The 18,003-nt window shown below is 44.0% G+C and carries 14 protein-coding genes; 6 read left to right on the forward strand and 8 right to left on the reverse strand.

The annotated features are described in order from the left end of the window. Nucleotides 1-3: 3 nt before the first annotated feature. Entirely contained in the window at nt 4-1,221 is a 1,218-nt protein-coding gene (locus tag ITG09_21900) for an AAA family ATPase (GenBank protein UPR54038.1), read from the reverse strand. 1,258 nt (nt 1,222-2,479) lie between these two features. Between ITG09_21900 and ITG09_21905 the strand changes: the two genes are divergently transcribed. After that, the gene (locus ITG09_21905) at nt 2,480-4,459 is read left to right on the forward strand and encodes a DUF3346 domain-containing protein (protein UPR54039.1); all 1,980 of its coding nucleotides are present in this window, start codon (nt 2,480-2,482) and stop codon (nt 4,457-4,459) included. 379 nt (nt 4,460-4,838) lie between these two features. On the opposite strand, the gene ITG09_21910 is transcribed toward ITG09_21905, so the two are convergent. Genes ITG09_21910 through ITG09_21920 form a run of 3 tightly spaced genes read right to left on the reverse strand, consistent with a single transcriptional unit; the run spans nt 4,839 to nt 7,078 of the window. Beyond that, nucleotides 4,839-5,321 carry a transcriptional regulator gene (locus ITG09_21910; protein UPR54040.1) on the reverse strand — a complete coding sequence of 161 codons (483 nt, stop codon included), beginning with the start codon at nt 5,319-5,321 and terminating at the stop codon, nt 4,839-4,841. After that, nucleotides 5,318-6,244 (reverse strand): ABC transporter ATP-binding protein, encoded by a 927-nt coding sequence (locus ITG09_21915; protein UPR54041.1) that lies wholly within the window; start codon nt 6,242-6,244, stop codon nt 5,318-5,320. Before ITG09_21915 ends, ITG09_21910 begins: the two co-directional genes overlap by 4 nt. Before the next feature lie 9 nt (nt 6,245-6,253). Continuing rightward, complete coding sequence (locus ITG09_21920; protein ID UPR54042.1) at nt 6,254-7,078, reverse strand: ABC transporter ATP-binding protein; 825 nt, start codon at nt 7,076-7,078, stop codon at nt 6,254-6,256. Between the two features lie 362 nt (nt 7,079-7,440). Between ITG09_21920 and ITG09_21925 the strand changes: the two genes are divergently transcribed. Together ITG09_21925 and ITG09_21930 are read left to right on the forward strand one after the other, a co-directional pair. Beyond that, nucleotides 7,441-7,635: a hypothetical protein gene (locus tag ITG09_21925; protein UPR54043.1), complete on the forward strand. Its 195-nt coding sequence runs from the start codon at nt 7,441-7,443 to the stop codon at nt 7,633-7,635. A gap of 190 nt (nt 7,636-7,825) precedes the next feature. Further along, nucleotides 7,826-8,386 (forward strand): NADAR family protein, encoded by a 561-nt coding sequence (locus ITG09_21930; protein UPR54044.1) that lies wholly within the window; start codon nt 7,826-7,828, stop codon nt 8,384-8,386. 194 nt (nt 8,387-8,580) lie between these two features. Here ITG09_21930 and ITG09_21935 read toward each other — a convergent pair whose 3' ends face one another. Then, the gene (locus ITG09_21935) at nt 8,581-9,339 is read right to left on the reverse strand and encodes a transporter substrate-binding domain-containing protein (protein UPR54045.1); all 759 of its coding nucleotides are present in this window, start codon (nt 9,337-9,339) and stop codon (nt 8,581-8,583) included. Nucleotides 9,340-9,427: 88 nt separating this feature from the next. Between ITG09_21935 and ITG09_21940 the strand changes: the two genes are divergently transcribed. Next, nucleotides 9,428-11,860, forward strand: coding sequence for a response regulator (locus ITG09_21940; GenBank protein UPR54046.1), 2,433 nt, complete (start codon nt 9,428-9,430; stop codon nt 11,858-11,860). Nucleotides 11,861-12,033: 173 nt separating this feature from the next. Here ITG09_21940 and ITG09_21945 read toward each other — a convergent pair whose 3' ends face one another. Beyond that, nucleotides 12,034-12,786 carry an SDR family NAD(P)-dependent oxidoreductase gene (locus ITG09_21945; protein ID UPR54047.1) on the reverse strand — a complete coding sequence of 251 codons (753 nt, stop codon included), beginning with the start codon at nt 12,784-12,786 and terminating at the stop codon, nt 12,034-12,036. 12 nt (nt 12,787-12,798) lie between these two features. Continuing rightward, the gene (locus ITG09_21950) at nt 12,799-13,494 is read right to left on the reverse strand and encodes a sulfite exporter TauE/SafE family protein (protein UPR54048.1); all 696 of its coding nucleotides are present in this window, start codon (nt 13,492-13,494) and stop codon (nt 12,799-12,801) included. 362 nt (nt 13,495-13,856) lie between these two features. Here ITG09_21950 and ITG09_21955 point away from each other — a divergent pair, with 362 nt between their 5' ends. Continuing rightward, nucleotides 13,857-15,173, forward strand: a complete 1,317-nt coding sequence (locus tag ITG09_21955) for an aspartate aminotransferase family protein (protein UPR54049.1) — start codon at nt 13,857-13,859, stop codon at nt 15,171-15,173. A gap of 187 nt (nt 15,174-15,360) precedes the next feature. On the opposite strand, the gene ITG09_21960 is transcribed toward ITG09_21955, so the two are convergent. Further along, on the reverse strand, nt 15,361-16,875 hold the full coding sequence (locus ITG09_21960) for a PLP-dependent aminotransferase family protein (GenBank protein UPR54050.1): 1,515 nt from the start codon (nt 16,873-16,875) through the stop codon (nt 15,361-15,363). 256 nt (nt 16,876-17,131) lie between these two features. On the opposite strand from ITG09_21960, the gene ITG09_21965 reads away from it, so the two are divergent. Next, a complete protein-coding gene (locus ITG09_21965; GenBank protein UPR55233.1) occupies nt 17,132-17,980 on the forward strand; it encodes a transporter substrate-binding domain-containing protein in 849 nt (282 codons plus the stop codon). The last annotated feature ends 23 nt before the right edge of the window (nt 17,981-18,003 follow it).

Genomic DNA, 18,003 nt, shown 5'->3' on the forward strand with positions numbered 1-18,003 from the left:
TTGTTATCCCTGATTAAGTGAAGGCCAGTTGCTATGTAATACTCGCTCTAATTCTAGAGCACTTTTTTGTACCGCGTCTTGAGCTACCGCTAGGGTTTTCTTACCGCCCTCAAAGTCGCTAACCGTCAGGTCGAAAACCGTGCTGTAAGTATCTGCACAAGTTTCAAAAGCACGGCTTCTTGGAATGGTTGCCATCATTACTTGGTCATTCAACAGGTAGTTCATCTCAGTTAATACTGATACCTGCTTCTTGTTATCGTCTTCAAACATGGTTGGCATCAGGCGAACAAACTCAAGCCCTTTCCAATCATCTGGGAACATCTCGTACACGGTTGGTAAGTGTTGGAAGAAGTTAACCGTTGAAGCCCAGTCCAAACGCTTTGCAGCACATGGGATCAGAAGTGCGTTCGATGCGTACATCGCGTTCCACACTAGCGGGTCAACGTGCGGACCGGTATCAATCATAATCACATCAAAATCATCGGCGATTTTGTCGATAAGCTTCTCTTTAAGAAGACGAACAATATCAAGAGACTGATCTTGAGACAGGCTTTGCCACGCTTCAGCGTTAAACATCGCGTCTTCTGGGAACGCCGAAATCGTCTTTAGATTCGGATATTGTGTTGGCAATAGTACGTTCTTGCGAAGGAATTCAAGGTCAACATCTTGGCCTTCAGGCACGTTGTCCAACATAATATCGACAGCTGAATAGATGCTGTCGTGCTCTGCACCACTGATTTGTGGGTTTAAGAACAGACGCAAAGAACCTTGTGGATCCAAATCAATCAAGCAGATACGGTAGCGCTTATCTAAATTCAGAGACAAACAAGCCGCTAGATGAACCGCTGTCATTGATTTACCCGTACCACCCTTTTGGTTCTGTACGTTGATAACCCATGGTTTGTTATCGACATGCTGCTTACGTTGGTGGAACTTTGGCACTTCAGCCGCGTCCATCAGCATGTGAGCTTCGGTCAATGAAATCGAGTAATGATTGGCGTTGTTCTTTGTAAACTGATGACCATCCGCTTCAAGCTTGTTGATTGCCTCATCCAATTTTCGACGAGTTAAGCCTGAACGAGTCTCCATCATAGCTTTAGACATTGGAGGGAAATGCTCATCACTTCGCTCTTCCAGAATAATCTCAATTCGGTCAGCCTGAACTTGTTGAGTTTGTTCGGCCAGCTGATAGAGCTTATCAATCGTTTGTTCTCTTTTCATTGCCAGTTTCCGTAATGATTAACTAAGTACAAATTGTACAGCGATTAACAACAAACACAACAAAAACATGAACATACATTTATGAGTAAAATCACATAAAATAGACTGTATTTTTACAGTTTGATGAAACAACGACTAAGACGAACACAAAAATGACCTTTTTTGTCATGTATAACCGTTCTATTTCTGCCTTACATTTAAAATGTTACAGCATCACTTATTTACAATGTAAATAGAATTCCAACGATAAACCTTCGGAACGATTGAAACACAAGCATAGATTACGGTTCGTGTGATTTGCATTCGAAATTGACAGATTTTCAACCAACAAAGAGTAAAACCTAAAAAATAGCTTGGTAGATAAAAAAAAACGAAGATGAGACGTGACTAAACAAAAGAGAACTGAGCCTCAACCGGAAGAATGATCATGGGATAAATAACTCGTAAGAAAATTGATAAGTCCATATTATGAAGCATGATCAAGGTGTAAACTCATCAATATTGATCCGCATGAATGCTCGTTCGAAATGATCAACTTCCGGAAAAATGATCAAGTAAATATCGTTCCGGAAGCATATAAATTTAGACCTAACTTACGGACAAATGCTTTTGCAATGGGGATTCAAGCTCTATAAGGCCTCATTAGTTAGAAATTCAATCGACACAGAATGGAAATGCAGAAACATGACAATTTCATGATCATGCTTCCTAATTAGCACCCGCTAGCGCTAAATACATCAAAGCAATCCATTTTCAGCGAATAAAGACCAAATTTTGCACTCTATAGGGTAGGAAAGATAAAAAAGTACGCTCTCTTGATCATTGTTCCGAAAGGTTGGCCACCAAATATGCCCACACTGACAAGTCAAAAGCGAATTAGAAACCGATGCTTGATTCCGGTCTGTGGATAAGCTGTATAAGTATAATGATCATGCTTTCGAGTCAGTAATGATCATGCTTACAACGACTTAATGATCATCGTTCTGATGTTCTGTGATCATGCTTTCTCAAGTTTAATGATCATAGTTTCGGTACCTTTATGATCATGCTTTCCAAGTTGGTTTTTTTTAATACTTTAGATTCAACAACTTAAAAGAAAGCTTACGTCCAGATCATTAGATCACTTAATCATTTAAGATCATATTAATCAAAAAGATCAGTTATTTAAAAGCCAATAAATTCTCTTTATTTATGATCATTCTTTCTTTATCATTCAGGAACTATAGTGAAATTACGGTTAGTGTGATACGGATCAAAAATGAAACCAGAAGAGAAATTGTTAATTAAGGCACGAAGCCACAAAGATGGTCATTTATTTGAGGTATCTGAAACAGCCGTTGAATGGATAGAGCAATATCAACACTTCAAAGGTGTCACCAAAAGCATAGTTGAACTTCTTAACCTAATTTCACTTCGTGGGTTTAGCAGCAAAGATGGGTACGTTTCTACCACTGAGATTATTGAATCAACTGATGGTCAAGTTACTCGTGCAGCCTTACAACAAAGGCTGAGAGCAGCCGTCAATATTGGGTTGTTCAAACAAATCCCCGTTCGCTTTGAAGAAGGCCTTGCTGGTAAAACCATGTTGCATCGCTTTGTGAACCCAAACCAATTGATATCGGTACTGGGTGCCACCAGTTTAGTGACCGAAAGCGTAAAGCAAAATGAAAAGCAAAAGCGCTCTAAAGCCTTAGCTCAAACTAAAGTAAATAAGCGTTTACTGAATGAACATGGACTGAATACCCCACCGACGATGAAAGATGAGGCGGATCAATTCATTGTTTCGCCAACCAATTGGGCGGGGATTATTGATCAAGCGTTAGCGCCACCTAGAACTCGCAAGAGCTACCAGAAATCCATGGTTTCGATCTCTGGCACTCGTGCTGTGATCGAAACTCGATCTTCTAAAAATATTATGACTGTTGACGATCTGATGACGCTATTCGCGTTATTCACACTCACCGTTCAATATCATGATCATCACCAAGATGATTACCATCTAGACGCGAAACACACGCCGAACAAAACACCACTCTACATCACGGACATTTTGTCTTTGCGTGGCAAGAAAGACAGTGGCCCTGCACGTGATTCGATCCGCGACAGTATTGATCGTATCGAATTCACGGATTTCCAACTGCACGAGCTTACAGGCCGTTGGCTTAGTGAGAACATGCCAGAAGGCTTTAAGAGTGATCGTTTTCGATTCTTAGCTAGAACCATTACCGCATCGGAAGAAGCGCCTACAGAGGGCTCTGACGGCGAAATTCGCATTAAACCGAACCTATACATCCTAGTTTGGGAACCTTCGTTCTACGAAGAGCTGCTGACGCGTGATTATTTCTTCCTATTTCCGCCAGAAATCCTGAAGCAACATACCTTGGTCTTCCAGATGTATTCGTACTTCAGAAGCCGCATGGCACGTCGCCATTCAGATTGCATGTTGCTCAGTGAGCTCAACCAGAAATTGGCGCGTAACATCGATTGGCGTCGTTTCTCTATGGATCTGATCCGCGAGCTCAGAAAGCTAGGTGAAGTCGGGGAGCAAGAAGATACCTTCCTAGTTAATCTTTGGGGTTATCACTTAACGATCACCGCGTTGATCGAAAAAGGCAAAACGGCTGATTATCAGGTAGATATCAAATGTAATGTGGAAGAAGTACTACGTTACTCAAGAGCACGTACCACCAACGCAGGCAAGCGTAATATGGCACCAACGCTGCCGAACCCGCTTCGTAACGAAATGGTGTCTAAGCAGAAGCTGGAAGAGCTGTCTGAGATTATCGACGGTGAGTTTGAGCCAATTCAGCGCAAAGCACCTTCGCCACGAGGCAAATTGGGACGTCGAGTTAAGCAGCGTAAACACTCTGTTGAGATCAACGCTGACGAGATCATGATTACTCTCTCTAAATATACCTCTGCAGAGGCTCTAGAACGCAGTATAACGGCTTTGTCTGCTATGACAGGGCACTCACATGCCTCTATCAAAGAAGAGTGCTCAGAGCTCATTGAGAAGCTTGATTGGTTGAGAGTAGGGGAGGACGTTATCCCATACGAGACACTGAGTCGCTTGATTGAGCTTTACAACGACCGTGATAGCACCAGCAATCGACATTTATCCATTGAGCGTTTGATCTCTGGTTTAGCTGTGCGTCGCAAAGTGTGTAAACAGGTTCACGAAGGTCACCTTGACGAAAATGTGTTCCTTGCGCTCGATGAAATGGCGATTGGCCATTAGTTATTTCCGATAGCGATAAGCCTGTTTTATAGTCGCTGAATGAATAGTTTTGAACACATTAGTTGCTGATTAAAATCGCACCTAACGCTGACAAAGCGATGACAATATAACGCATCTAGTTGATTATCATTTATCCCGAATAGACAACCTTTGTCCTTTCTTATGATTAATAGATTGGCTCATATTTTGTTACATCATACTGAATAGATTTTTGCGAGTTCCTAAGGGACTCGCTTTTTTTTGCCTGAAATTCAGAGAATCATTAAAATTCAATGGCTTAAATAATTAAATGCCGAAGCATGATCAAGGCTAGATCATGCTTTCCATGGATCTAACTTTAATGATATTCTGATTTGATGTTTGATCGAGAAGGGCTTGATCAGTGGAGATGATGTTGAATGCTACCTTGATCATCGTTTCGGGGATGGGTTGCCATAAAATGTACATGCGATTCGATCAATTTCTCTGATTCTGCTTGCCAATGTGGTTCTTGCTGTTGGCTCGTAAACTCCAAAGCCAATACACACAAATGTTGTAGCCGTTGTGTGCACCACTCTTGCAAGCCTGCTTCTGATTTTGGGTTACATGACACGGCTTGCAGCTTGCTGTAGGCAAACATCAGGTATTGATACGCCTTTTCTTGATGATGTGAGTTTTGGTCTGAATTTCGGTAGAAAGTAAAGATACGCAGGCACCCGTCTAACCAACATGCGATGCCTTTGCTTTGTTCATCCGTGATCAAAGGCCCCCAGAGTGCATCTGGAGGCGTTAAGATCAAAGGTTCCAACCGTTCCACTTGATCATGCTTTCGGTCTTTGTACCAATCTCCGATTCGCTCTAACCAAGTGTCTAGTTCATTCATGCAACGTTATCCCACTGTTTTACAAAGTGATTATCAGAGACTTGCTTAATTTCATGCTGTATTTCGCTGCTCTGCTCTCGAATACGATCTGCGTCTATGGAATAGTTTGGCTCATTTTTTACGAGTTCGCCAAATGGTAGATCGGGATCGGCAGAGATCAACAGCTTGGTATATGGGTGCTGCGGATTGGTTAAGATCGACTGAGTTGATCCCCATTCAACGATCTGTCCTTTGTACATCACCGCGGTCTCTTCTGCGATGTAATGAGCGGTAGCAAGGTCGTGAGTAATGTATAAGAAGCCTATCCCAAGCTCTTTCTTCATTTTTTGCATGAGATTGAGTACGCCAAGTCGAATTGAAACATCCAGCATCGAGGTCGGTTCATCGGCAAGAATGACTTCAGCCCCAACCGCAAGCGCTCTGGCTAGGTTAACCCGCTGTCTTTGGCCTCCACTGAGCTCGTGAGGGTATTTCGCGAGCGTTTCGACGGGTAACTCCACCAGCGTTAATAACTCTTTGAGGCGCTCTGTGAAAGCCTGTTTAGTCGCTACCTGCTTATGGATCTTAAGTGGGCGTGTTAAATGGTGCTCAATGGTATGAGTGGGATTCAATGAGCCGAATGGGTCTTGAAATATCATTTGAACACGGCTGCGATAATCCAAAATATCTTTACGGCTTTTCAGCGTAGAGATGTCTCTGCCTTTGAACAGTATCTCTCCCTCTGTCGCTGGGTGAACCTTGGTCATCAATCGTGCGCAGGTGCTCTTCCCGCAGCCAGATTCGCCAACCAGTGCCAGTGTTTTGCCTGCATGTAAGTCAAAACTCACTCCATGCAGTGCTCTAAACATCTCTTCTTTGCCAAATCCACCACCAACAGTGAACTCTTTAACGAGGTTTTTTACTTGAAAAATAGGTTGTGACATAGAGCTCTCCTAGCACGCCGTCGCGTGAGCATGTTCATGAATATTAGGGAAAGAACTCCATAGTTTTTGGGTGTAGGAGTGTTGTGGGTTGTTACGAATTTCATGGGCTTTGTTGACCTCAACTATCTTGCCGTGGCGCATGATGGCAATGCGATCACACAGCTGGCTCATCAGTGCGAGGTCATGGGTAATGAAGAGTATCGAGAAGCCAAACTCCTCTCTGAGTTGGTGTATCTGCTGCAATATCTCGCGTTGCACAACCACATCCAGTGCCGTAGTTGGTTCGTCCATAATGATCAGCTTCGGGTTGAGGGCCAGAGCAATGGCAATCACCAAACGCTGACGCATGCCGCCACTGAACTGATGCGGGTATTCTGTTAGGCGGTGGCGTGGAATATTCACAAGGTCAAGGAGCTTCTCGGCGCGATCTTTAGCCTGTTCGTTGGTCATGCCTTTGTGGTGGCGTAATACATCAGCAAACTGCTCTTCGATGGTTAATACTGGGTTGAGTGAATTCATCGCGCTTTGGAACACCATAGCAATCTCGCTCCAGCGCAATGTATTCAAGTGGCTGTCTGATAAGCTCAGCAGATCTTGCCCACCAAACAATATCTGGCCTCCGGATATGAACGCTGGCGGCTTATGCAGGCGGTTAATGGCAAATGCGATGGTGCTTTTGCCACAACCTGATTCTCCGGCTAAGCCGAAAATCTCGCCTCGGCCTATGCTAAAACTAACGGATTTGACCGCATTGAAATCACCGTCATCGGTGATGTAGTCGACACATAGATTCTTCACTTCGAGAAGTGGTTTATCTGAATTTTTCACAGACATGATAAGTACCCAATTATGATATTGATAACCATTATCATTAACATGCATTGGATTTAGTGGAAGCGACGAGCACGAAAAGGATGAAGTGCCTCGAAATTTAAATTGGGTTATTTCACGAATTTTCAGTAGAAAAGAAGCATTGAAAGCGGGGAAAATGAGAGTTGGATCAAACCACATTTCTTATGGGGAATCTTCTAAATGTAATTGCAGAAAATGGCTTTGGCAAAGTTTAAATGAGGCATTTATTAATTAGCTTTGTGAAGCGTCGGAATCATCACATTTCAGTACAGAATTTCTTAACAAGCGAAAAAGCATTTGCTACAGATTACCTGTCCATTACATGGTGCTTTTCGGAGGAAAACATGTCCATTAATTCTATCAACCATGATGAAATGACAAATATTGCAAACAAGTGGGATGCTGAAGAAGAAGTATCTTTCAAACCAGAAAAGAAAATGAAGTCTGCTGAAGCTCGTCGTCGTATCGAGACTCTAAGAGAAATTAGAGAAAGCGGTTTGAGTCTGGAAGAAGCGAGGGAGCTAGGTCTTATTCACTAATAATTCCCATTGCATTTAGAAGGGTGGCACAACGCCACCCTTTGATTTATAAATACTTTTTCATAATTCTTATCTTGATTAAATCAGCCCTTTGTTTCTTTAGCTCGCTGTTCCGCTTAACCTATCCCTTTTTGACATTACGCTTTGTAGATGAAAAACACGCACATGGCATACTCTTGAACCAAGTTGTTTGACAGTAATATTCAGCGCCACTAATTTTAAAGTTAACGCAAAAATATGCGATGTCGTTGGTAAGGAGAAGGTTATGTCTAATTCTGTGGCTCAAGCTAAAGAAGTGCTGTTTTACGAACCCGAAGATCCGAATGGATACCTGTCAAATTTTGCGGCTTGTCCTATCAAGGTGGGTGATCAAGTTTGGGCAACCAGCGAGCATTATTACCAAGCAATGAAGTTTATCTCCGAAGCGCTACGCAATACTATTTTGGAAGCCAGTACACCTGCTGAAGCGTTCTCTTTAAGTCGTGACTATGAAGACCAAGTTCGCGAAGATTGGTATGACATTCGTGTTGAAGTGATGCAGTTTATTGTGACTGAGAAGTTCAGACAGAATCCACAGTTTGCGCTGTTTCTTACCAACACTGGAGATTCGATGATCAAAGAACATTCGCATAAAGACCATTTCTGGGGCGATGGCGGCGATGGAACTGGCGAGAACCATTTAGGTAAGATTCTGATGGCAGTGCGTCAACAGCTTCTCACTCAGCAACAGCATTTAATTGCGTCGCATTGACTCGTCGATTCAGATAGCGGGCATATTTATGGTTGCTTGTCCCTACAGACGTATTTAAAAGGCCGTCCTGCTATTCAATATTTAGCAGGACGGCCTTTTAGGTTTTAGAGAGTTAGGCATCAACGATAGTTAAAGTGTGTTACCAAGCTATTCGTTACAAGCTATCCGTTGCTAAGTTCGACGTTACGCTGGTGTTACAAGTAACTCTGTACGATGTCGTCGAGTTGTCCATCGTCTTTCATTTGGTCTAGGCGTTGGTTGATGAAGCTTTGCAGCTTAGGATCCATCTCAGGGTCAAACGCTAAATGGATAGGATAGTTATTGATTACAGAACCAAACTCTTGCATCTGGTAATCATCAATATTCAGTTTTTGCTCGTTTAGGTTGTATTTGATTCGAGATTCCATTTCCACAAACACGGTGTCACCGGGGGCACGGTTCAGGACTCGAAATGCAGCCGTGTAATCTTTTACTCGAATCTCGTTGAGCTTGCCCTGTTGGATATAAGGTTCCAAGTTCGGATACTCAAACCCCACCAGCAATACTACTGCTTTCCCGTCTAGATCATTGATTGTATTGAACTCAAATGGCTTTTTACCACTACTCAGCAACACGTGTTTTACATTGTAAATCGGGTCTTCAGATAGGTTCACAGATTGGATGTTTCCCCAACTAGGGCTTCCATAGGTAACCCAGTTTGGGTTTTCTCTCGCATCGAGCTTGTCGATCATTCGATTAAAAGGGTAGGTGTGATAGTTGATTTCATATTGGCTGTCATCAAACACGGCTTCCACAATATCTGAAACGATTCCTCTGTGAGATGACCCGTCAGTTTCGATCTGAAAAGGTTGCGCTTGGCTCGCAATAATGTAGTAGTGAAGAGGTTCGCTTGCAAAAGCATAACTGCTTGAAAACAAACTGACTATGGATGCAAAGATAAGATGTTTTTTCATAACCTTCCCTAGTTATTTGATGAATGACTACTATTATACTAGTTGAGTAATTGTAGTTTGCTAGGATAACAATAATGGTAATTTTTGTATGGTGACAAAAGGAAAACGCTATATTGGACTCTCCCGACAGTTGATCGGGGTAATCATCGCAATCAGCACCTTATTTACAGTTATAGTGACAGGTCTAGGGTTGTATGTGGAGTACCAAAGTCGAGTTTCTTTTATCAGCTCTCAGGTCGAACAGGTTAAGGCCGGTTATCTGTCCGGTTTAACGTCCAGCTTGTGGGTCGAAGACCGTGCTCAGCTTTTTGTTCAAGCAGAGGGCATCTTTCGTTTGCCGTCTGTGAGTTACCTCTTGATTGAAAGTCCCGATGAAAAAATTCTAGAGTTAGGACAAAAGACTGAAGGCCGATCTTATTCCCAGTCTTGGGAAATGGTACATCAGATGGGGGGCACCGATTTCCCGTTAGCGACGCTCACGGTGCAATCTGATTTAAGTATGATTCTTAATGATTTTGAAGAACGAGTGTTACTGTTGCTCGCCTTTGAAGCCGTCAAAATATTCTTGTTGTCTTTGGTATGTTTAACAATCGTCTATCGTCTCGTGGTGAAACGCTTAATGATCATGTCTTCTCAGATCAATCTGCAGCAGGTCGAAGATAATAAACCGCGCTTTTTAATACCCACCGATTCTGATTACAAAGATGAGATCTCGACACTAGAGAGCAGTTATAACCAGTCCATTGAACGTATTCGTCAACAATACCAAGAACTGGAAAAAGCTAAAGATGTTGCAGAGATTGCTAACCGCAATAAAAGTGAATTCCTTGCCAATATGAGCCACGAAATTCGTACCCCAATGAACGGGATTATCGGGTTGTCGTCTCTCCTTTCTGAAATGGACATGCCGAAAGAGCAAAAAGAGTATATCAACATGCTCAATACCTCTTCGCTTACGCTGCTCGACTTAATTAATGACATTCTCGACTACTCGAAGATCGAAGCGGGACGACTAGAGCTTCAGCAAGAGCCGATGAAAATGATGGGCATTGCGGCCGATGTTGAATCGACCTTCCGAGTGAAAGCTGAACAGAAAGGGCTTCGATTCCAATTAGCGATAGATCCTAAGATTCCAACCATGGTGATTGGCGACGCTACTCAACTTAGACAAGTTCTAAACAACTTAGTAGGTAACGCCATCAAATTTACCGAGCATGGGCACGTCACACTCTCTCTTCGTTTGGATGGTGTGATTGAGCCTGAGCAAAAGCTCAGAGTCAAATTTGAGGTTGTCGATAGTGGTATCGGTATTGCGGAAGACAAACAGAAATCGGTATTCGATAAGTTTCAACAAGCGGACGGTAGTACCACGCGTATTTACGGAGGCACAGGGCTTGGTCTCACGATATGCGAGAAGATCGTGACATTGATGGGCAGCAAGCTTGAACTAACCAGTGTCGAAGGCAAGGGCAGTACATTCTATTTCACTGCTGATTTTGATCCGTGTTTAGAAGTGGACGAACGCAATATCGATTTCAATAAGGTTTCGGTTCTGCTAGTGGATGACAGCCAACTGAACATGCGTATAACGTCTGCACAGCTTCAATCTTTTGGCGTTAAGTCTGAGTGCTGTGAAACGGCAAACCAAGCGTTAGAGCTGGTTTCAGAGTCTGTGGCCAAGTCATCGCCATACGACCTCGTGCTGATAGATAAAGTGATGCCGTCCGTTGATGGCTTTCAACTGGCGAGAAGCTTAGTTGAACGCTTTGGTAACGAATGTCCTAAGTTAGTGATGATCTCAGCTGATCCTAGAAAGCAAGATGAAGCTCGCGCCAAACAAGTGGGTTTTGTTGCCTACATTGCACGCCCTTATCAAGATAATCAGCTTAAATGGACCATCAGTGAGGTGCTCGCGAGAGCCGCTGATACTGCCGTCTTTACCTATCCGAACAGGGGAGAGGTCGCGTTTAAAGACACTGAACTCGTTCCGTTAACCAAACCTGCAGCGGTTGTACAAGAAACACTTACTGGCTCTGATAACGCCACACAAGCTGATAAACAAGCGCCTATTCAAGCAGAGTCAAAACCTATCGCGGTTGCAGGAGAATTTAGTGGTACGGTACTGGTCGTTGAAGACTCTCGAGTAAACCAACAAGTCGCAAAAATGATGCTCAAGAAGCTTGGCTTTGAGGTTGATATTGCCGACAACGGTGAAATTGGTGTCGAGAAATTTCAGGCCAACGAATACGAGATGATCTTTATGGACTGTCAGATGCCAGTTCTCGATGGTTTCGAGGCAACCAAGCAGATCCGAGCCCTTGAAGAGGGTTCTTCAAAACACATTCCAATCGTTGCTCTGACGGCCAACGTCGTGCAGCGAGACAAGCATTTGTGCTTCGATGTAGGCATGGATGAGTTTTTACCCAAGCCTGTTAACCAAGGGAAACTGAGAGAGATTGTTGCCAGTTTCTTATCGAAAGAGACTGAATCGGGCAAGGAGCATGAGCAAAAAATAGTTTAGTTGAGTATTTCTAAGCTTACTTTCTTTAAAAGAGTGGTGAGGTGAGTGAGACATCGTCTTTTATGCCGTTGGTTTTGTTTTAAGTATCGTGTGAAATAAAATGGCAAAGGTGGTCTGAAAAGACCACCTTTTTTGTTTGTGTAGATTTGAACCTAGTCTCTGTCTGTTTAAACTTAGTCTCTGTCGATCGCAAACGGCGACCATGCTTGACGAGTCGGCATCACTTCAACGCGGTTGATGTTGATGTGATCAGGCAGCGTTGCGATATAAAACATCTGCTCGGCGATATCCTCTGCTGACAACGGTGTGGTGCCTTGGTAAAGATTGTCTGAAGCCGTTTGGTTGCCTTTGGTTCTTACTAGAGTAAATTCCGTTTCTGCGATGCCTGGGGAGAGGTCAGTCACTCGTACCCCTGTGCCTTGTAGGTCGCAACGTAGGTTGTAACTAAACTGTTTTACAAACGCTTTGCTTGCGCCATACACATGGCTTCCTGGATACGGCCATTGCCCAGCAATTGAGCCTACGTTGATGATTGAGCTGCCCGCACCGCTTTCAATTAACTTCGGAAGCAGAGCATGCGTGACATTGACTAATCCAGTGACATTGGTGTCGATCATAGTGTGCCAATCTTTTAAGTCCACATCAGGTGCGCCTTCCGGTGCCAAGGCTAAGCCTGCATTGTTAACCAGCGCTGTAATCGACGAAAACTCAGAGGGTAGCGAATCAACTGCTTTTTTTACGGCGTCTGCGTCTCGAACGTCGAGTTGAATCACATGTACAGGCACCGTCAATTCTTCCTTTAGGTCGAGTAGCCTTTCGATTCGACGGCCAGACAACACTAACGACCAGTTATCTTCTGCAAAACGTTTTGCCGCCGCTTTGCCGAAACCTGAGGTTGCCCCCGTAATGAACGCTATCTTATCCATAAATACATCCTTCTAATTTGAAATTAACATAAGTAGTGCCATGCCGATCAAAATCGGCGCGGTCGTTGTTTTTGCCGACAAGTTCGGTACTGATAGATAAAGCTTTTGCCCCAGTACATTGCCAATCAAAGCTGCCGGTAATAGCCATAAACCTGTGATGAACGATCCTTGGTTAAATGCGCCAATCCACATGAAGCCGATCAGTGAAATCGCTGAACTCAACAGAAAAAATACAATCGCGGTGGATCTCTGTTCACTGGTTTTAATGGTTAGATTCATCAAATACGTCACTAATGGCGGCCCACCTGAAGAGGCGGTGGTCATGCTAAACCCCGAAATTGCTCCCGCCCAAAACGCGTGTCGTTGGTGTAACCAAGTGAGGCGTAAGTCCAAAATAATCAGCGTACCAGCGACCAAAGACATCATCGCGATAAAGGCCTTCAAACCTGATTCCGATATCACGCTAATGAAATACAGCGAGAAAGGCACTGCAACCAACATACCTATACACAGCGGCGCAATAAGCCGGATATTAATGGTGGTTTTACTTCGCTTGAGCAGAGGAAAGGTACTTAAAAAATCCAACAGGATAGCGATGGTTACGGCTTGCAATGGTGAAACAATAAAGCTGAGAGAGAGTGCTGCGATAATCGCAAACCCAAACCCGGAATAACCTCGAATTACTCCAGCAAACAGAATCATTGTCATCGCCAACCCCATTTCCACTCTTGCTCACCTCTTTGCTTTTGATATTGCTGCTGCGTTAATTAGCGTTCGATGAGACTTGTCTCGTCTGCCTTTCAATCTATTCACACCTAAGAATTTTGAATAGAGCCAGATCGACGATTGGATTGGGTCAGGCTGTTGTTTGGATCGGGGACGAGATTTGAGCTGATTCACTGGCCCAAGATTTTGTTGAAACTGACACTATGAGCTTCGCCCTGTTTGGGACGAAGATTATTGCATCCGATAGCGCAACCTTTTCAATCTCGTGCTTCGCGTCTTTTATTCTCGAAGACGAGTCAAGCTCGAGCGGTTGTGAATCTAGTGTTGTTTATGGAGACGATGAAATGGAAGTATCAACAGAACAGCTTGTAAACCAAGATATTATCGACCTCGACAAGAGCGTATTTCATTCTTGGTCGATTCAAGAAGCGGCTGAGCCTATCGCCATTGCTGGTGGGCAAGGGTGCAAAATGTGGGACTACGAAGGTAAAGAGTACCTTGATTTTAGTAGCCAACTGGTTAACACCAACATTGGTCATCAGCATCCACAAGTGATTAAAGCGATTAAAGATCAGGCTGATTCATTGGTGACCGTTGCCCCTGCGACAGCAAACCTCACTCGTGGTTTGGCCGCTAAACGTATTTTGTCTAAAGCACCAAGCACGTTTAAGAAGGTGTTCTTTACCAACGCAGGCGCAGATGCCAACGAAAATGCAATTCGTATGGCAAGACAGTTCACAGGACGCGATAAGGTGCTTTCTGCTTATCGCTCTTACCACGGAAATACCGGTACAGCGATTGCGGCGACGGGCGATTTTCGCCGTATTCCAAACGAGTATAGCCGTGGGCACGTTCACTTCTTCAATCCATTTCTCTATCGAAGCGAGTTCAACGCGGCGACTGAGGCAGAAGAGAGTGAACGTGCCCTGCAGCATTTAGAGCGAGTGATTGAATGCGAAGGGCCAACGGCGATTGCGGCTATTATTCTAGAGACCATTCCGGGAACAGCGGGCTTCCTCATTCCGCCAAAAGATTACCTTATTGGTGTGCGTGAGCTTGCAACTAAATACGGCATTCAATTGATCTTTGATGAAGTCATGGTCGGTTTTGGTCGAACGGGTAAGTGGTTTGCGTTTGAGCACTTTAATGTCGTGCCGGATCTTATTACTTTCGCGAAAGGGGTTAACTCGGGTTATGTTCCAGCTGGTGGTGTGGTGGTCAGCGAACCGATCGTTGAGTACTTTAAGTCGAACTTCTTTATGGGTGGCTTAACGTATTCTGGTCACCCTCTAGCGATGGCTTCGATCGTTGCAACGCTCGATGTGATGGAGCAAGAGGGCATTGTTACGCATGCTGATAATGTCGGAAACAGCGTTCTTGGGCCGCTTCTGCTTAGTCTTCAAGAGCTGCATCCTATGATTGGTGATGTGCGTGGTAAAGGGATGTTCTGGGCGCTTGAATTGGTCGAAGATCGAGAAAGTAAAACGCCATTGAGCAATGAGAAAATGGGTCAATTGAAAGCGGAGCTAACGAAACGAGGCCTGCTAACCTTTATTGTTAATAATCGTATTCATGTAGCTCCTCCTTTGGTTATTCAACCAAGCGAGATAAAGAAAGGCGTTAAGATCATTGACGACGTTTTGTGTGAGCTTGCATCTTAATTTTTCAATCGGATAACCAGTAACGAAACCAAGGCACTTTGATAAGGACTCCCCATTCTTGTTTAAGTGTCTGGCTTTTAGATTGTTATGTCGATCCTAAAAAGAGCATCAATTGATGCTCTTTTTTACGTCATTCTCTTTTTAATTCATGCTTATGGAGAGTGTCGGTAAACAGCCCTAAGTGATGCTAAATCTTCATTACTTCAGACAGTTCTTTGATGCCGGGAGCGATCAGATCTTTATCGATGGCGTGAAACCCTAATCGGAAATAAGAGTTGGGATCATATTCTGACAATGATTCATAACCCGATTCCGTTTCGGTATTAGTCATAAAGTGTGAATACCCAGTTTCAATCAGTATCCCTTTCTGTGCGGCTCGTGAAGCCAGTCGTTGGCTGTTAATGTGGCTCGGTGTTTGTAGCCATAATGAGTTGGCTTGCTCGCTTTGTGCGAGTCGTTTGCAATCAGGTAAATACTTTAAGACGGCATCATTGAGCAGTTTCCAACGCTGACGCGTGTTCTCTCTGAAGCGTCTTACAAAACTGTCGTAATAGCCTTGTTCAATAAAATGCGCGACTTCCATTTGAATACGGCTTGGTGCGTGTCGATACATTAACCGGCGTAAGATTCTTAAGTCATAAATCAGCTCTTCGGGTGCCACGATGTAGCCTAATCTCAAGCCGGGTGCCAATAGTTTGGAAAAGCTGCTGACGTAAATGACTCGGCCATCTTTATCATTGGCTTTAAGTGCCGGTTTGGGATTCCACTCAACGTTGCACTCGGCATCGTAGTCATCTTCGATAATGATGGCATCATTGGCCTTTGCCATCTCAAGCAACTGAGTTCGACGTTCGTCACTCATGGTAACCCCAGTTGGCGCTTGATGGCTCGGAGTGACGTAGAAGTGGTCACACAGCGAAGAGTGTTCATTGAGCTTTAACCCCTGCTCATCCACTTGATGAGGGTGTAACTGCGCACCTGAGAGATTAAAAATGTGGTTTGCTTCTTTATAGCCGGGGTTTTCGACGCCGACTCGGCTTTGAGCATTCATTAGTAAAGTAGAAAGAAGGTAGAGCGCATTCTGCGAGCCCAACGTAATTAGGATTTCATCACTTTGAGCGTGGATGCCTCGTTGTGGTAGTACCCGTGTGCGTATTTGTTCCACCAGCATATCGACGTCTTTATCAACTTTGTCGCACAACCAGCGGTGGTCATGAGGATCTGAGGTCACTTTTCTTGTTGCTTCTCGCCATTGAGCTAATGGAAAGTCATTGATTGAAGGCTGGCCAAAAATAAATGGGTATTGATAGCAACTCCAGTGCGACGGTTTGACGATGCGAGGGTATTGGCTCAATTGCAGTTTTACTCGCTTGCTCCAATCCGGTGCATTGTCGTTGTTTGTTGATTCAAAATGATCCAAGTTCGCGTCTATCTCTTCGCTCGGATTTTGATACTTTTCTGACAGGTAATAACCACTGCGAGGCTTACTGATGAGATAGCCATCATCGAGCAAACTGTCGTACACCAGCGAGACCGTATTGCGTGAAACACCTAATTGGCTAGAGAGCTTGCGACAAGACGGGAGCGCTTGTTTCGCAGGAAAAATACCATTCAATATCGCCGTCACCAAATAGCTACGTACTTGTTCTTGCAGGCTTCTTTTGGAATCAAACTCGATGAAACAATTGTGATTTATCGCCATGAGATACAGTCCTTATTCTCAGTAAACCTCGATCCTATGTGTATAAAACAGCAAGAAGTGCGCCAGAGTTTATATAGATGTTTAAGGGCTGGCTTTTGGGCGATGACTAATGGGAAAGTTGCTCAGCTCTAACCTAAAAATAGCTCTGTCCCAACCTGAAAATTAAATTGGCTCTACGTCTTCGAGGCATTCCGTTCATAAAGTAAAGGCAGGCAAATAATCTCGATAAGGAAAGCGTATGAAACAGGGAATGACTATGAAGGCATGGGTTTCAACAGCGGCAGCAACAGTCGTACTGGGTTGTTTTGGTATCGCACAAGCATCCGAGCTTGCAGCCATCGAAAAGCAAGGTTTTATGAAAGTGGCGACAGAAGATAACTATTCGCCATTTAACTACATCGATCGTGGTAACCCGGCTGGGATTAATAAAGATCTGCTTGATGAACTGCGTGAATACTCGAAGTTCGATATTGAACAAGAGATCTTACCTTGGACAGGACTACTCGCTTCGGTATCAGCTGGTCAATATGATGTGGCGTTAACTGGCGCGATCATTACCGATGCTCGCTTGAAGGCCTTTGACTTCACACCACCTATCGCTTCAGCGCAGCACTACTTCTTAACCAGAGCTGATGCGGAAGACATTAATACGGTAGCAGATTTGGATGGCAAAACCGTGGGCTTACAAGCGGGCAGTGCTTTGCTAGAGCGACTTCCAGAGCTAGAAGTGATGCTCGAAGCACAAGGCAAGTCTTTGGGCAAAGTTGTTCAGTATCAATCTTACCCAGAAGCATATTCAGATTTAGCTATTGGCCGAATCGACTACGTCATCAACAGTGTGGTTTCGGTTAACGAGGTAGTGAAATCTAAGTCTAACATCTTTAAAAAAGGTGAGGCGGTATCTGGCCCTGGTTTCGTAAGCTGGCCTGTTCCAAAAGAAAGCCCTGAGCTATTGGCTTATCTCACTGAGTTTTTCATTCACCTAGAACAAACAGGAAAAATGGCAGAGTTGCAGAAGAAGTGGTTCGGTGAATCGTTCGAGCATCTTCCTTCGGAAGCCATCACTTCAGTAGAGCAGTATCACAAGCTAACAGCGGTCCAGTAGATCAGTAAGCACGCGCTGGCACA

It is taken from the genome of Vibrio cyclitrophicus, assembly GCA_023206055.1.
Classification (GTDB): domain Bacteria; phylum Pseudomonadota; class Gammaproteobacteria; order Enterobacterales; family Vibrionaceae; genus Vibrio; species Vibrio cyclitrophicus_A.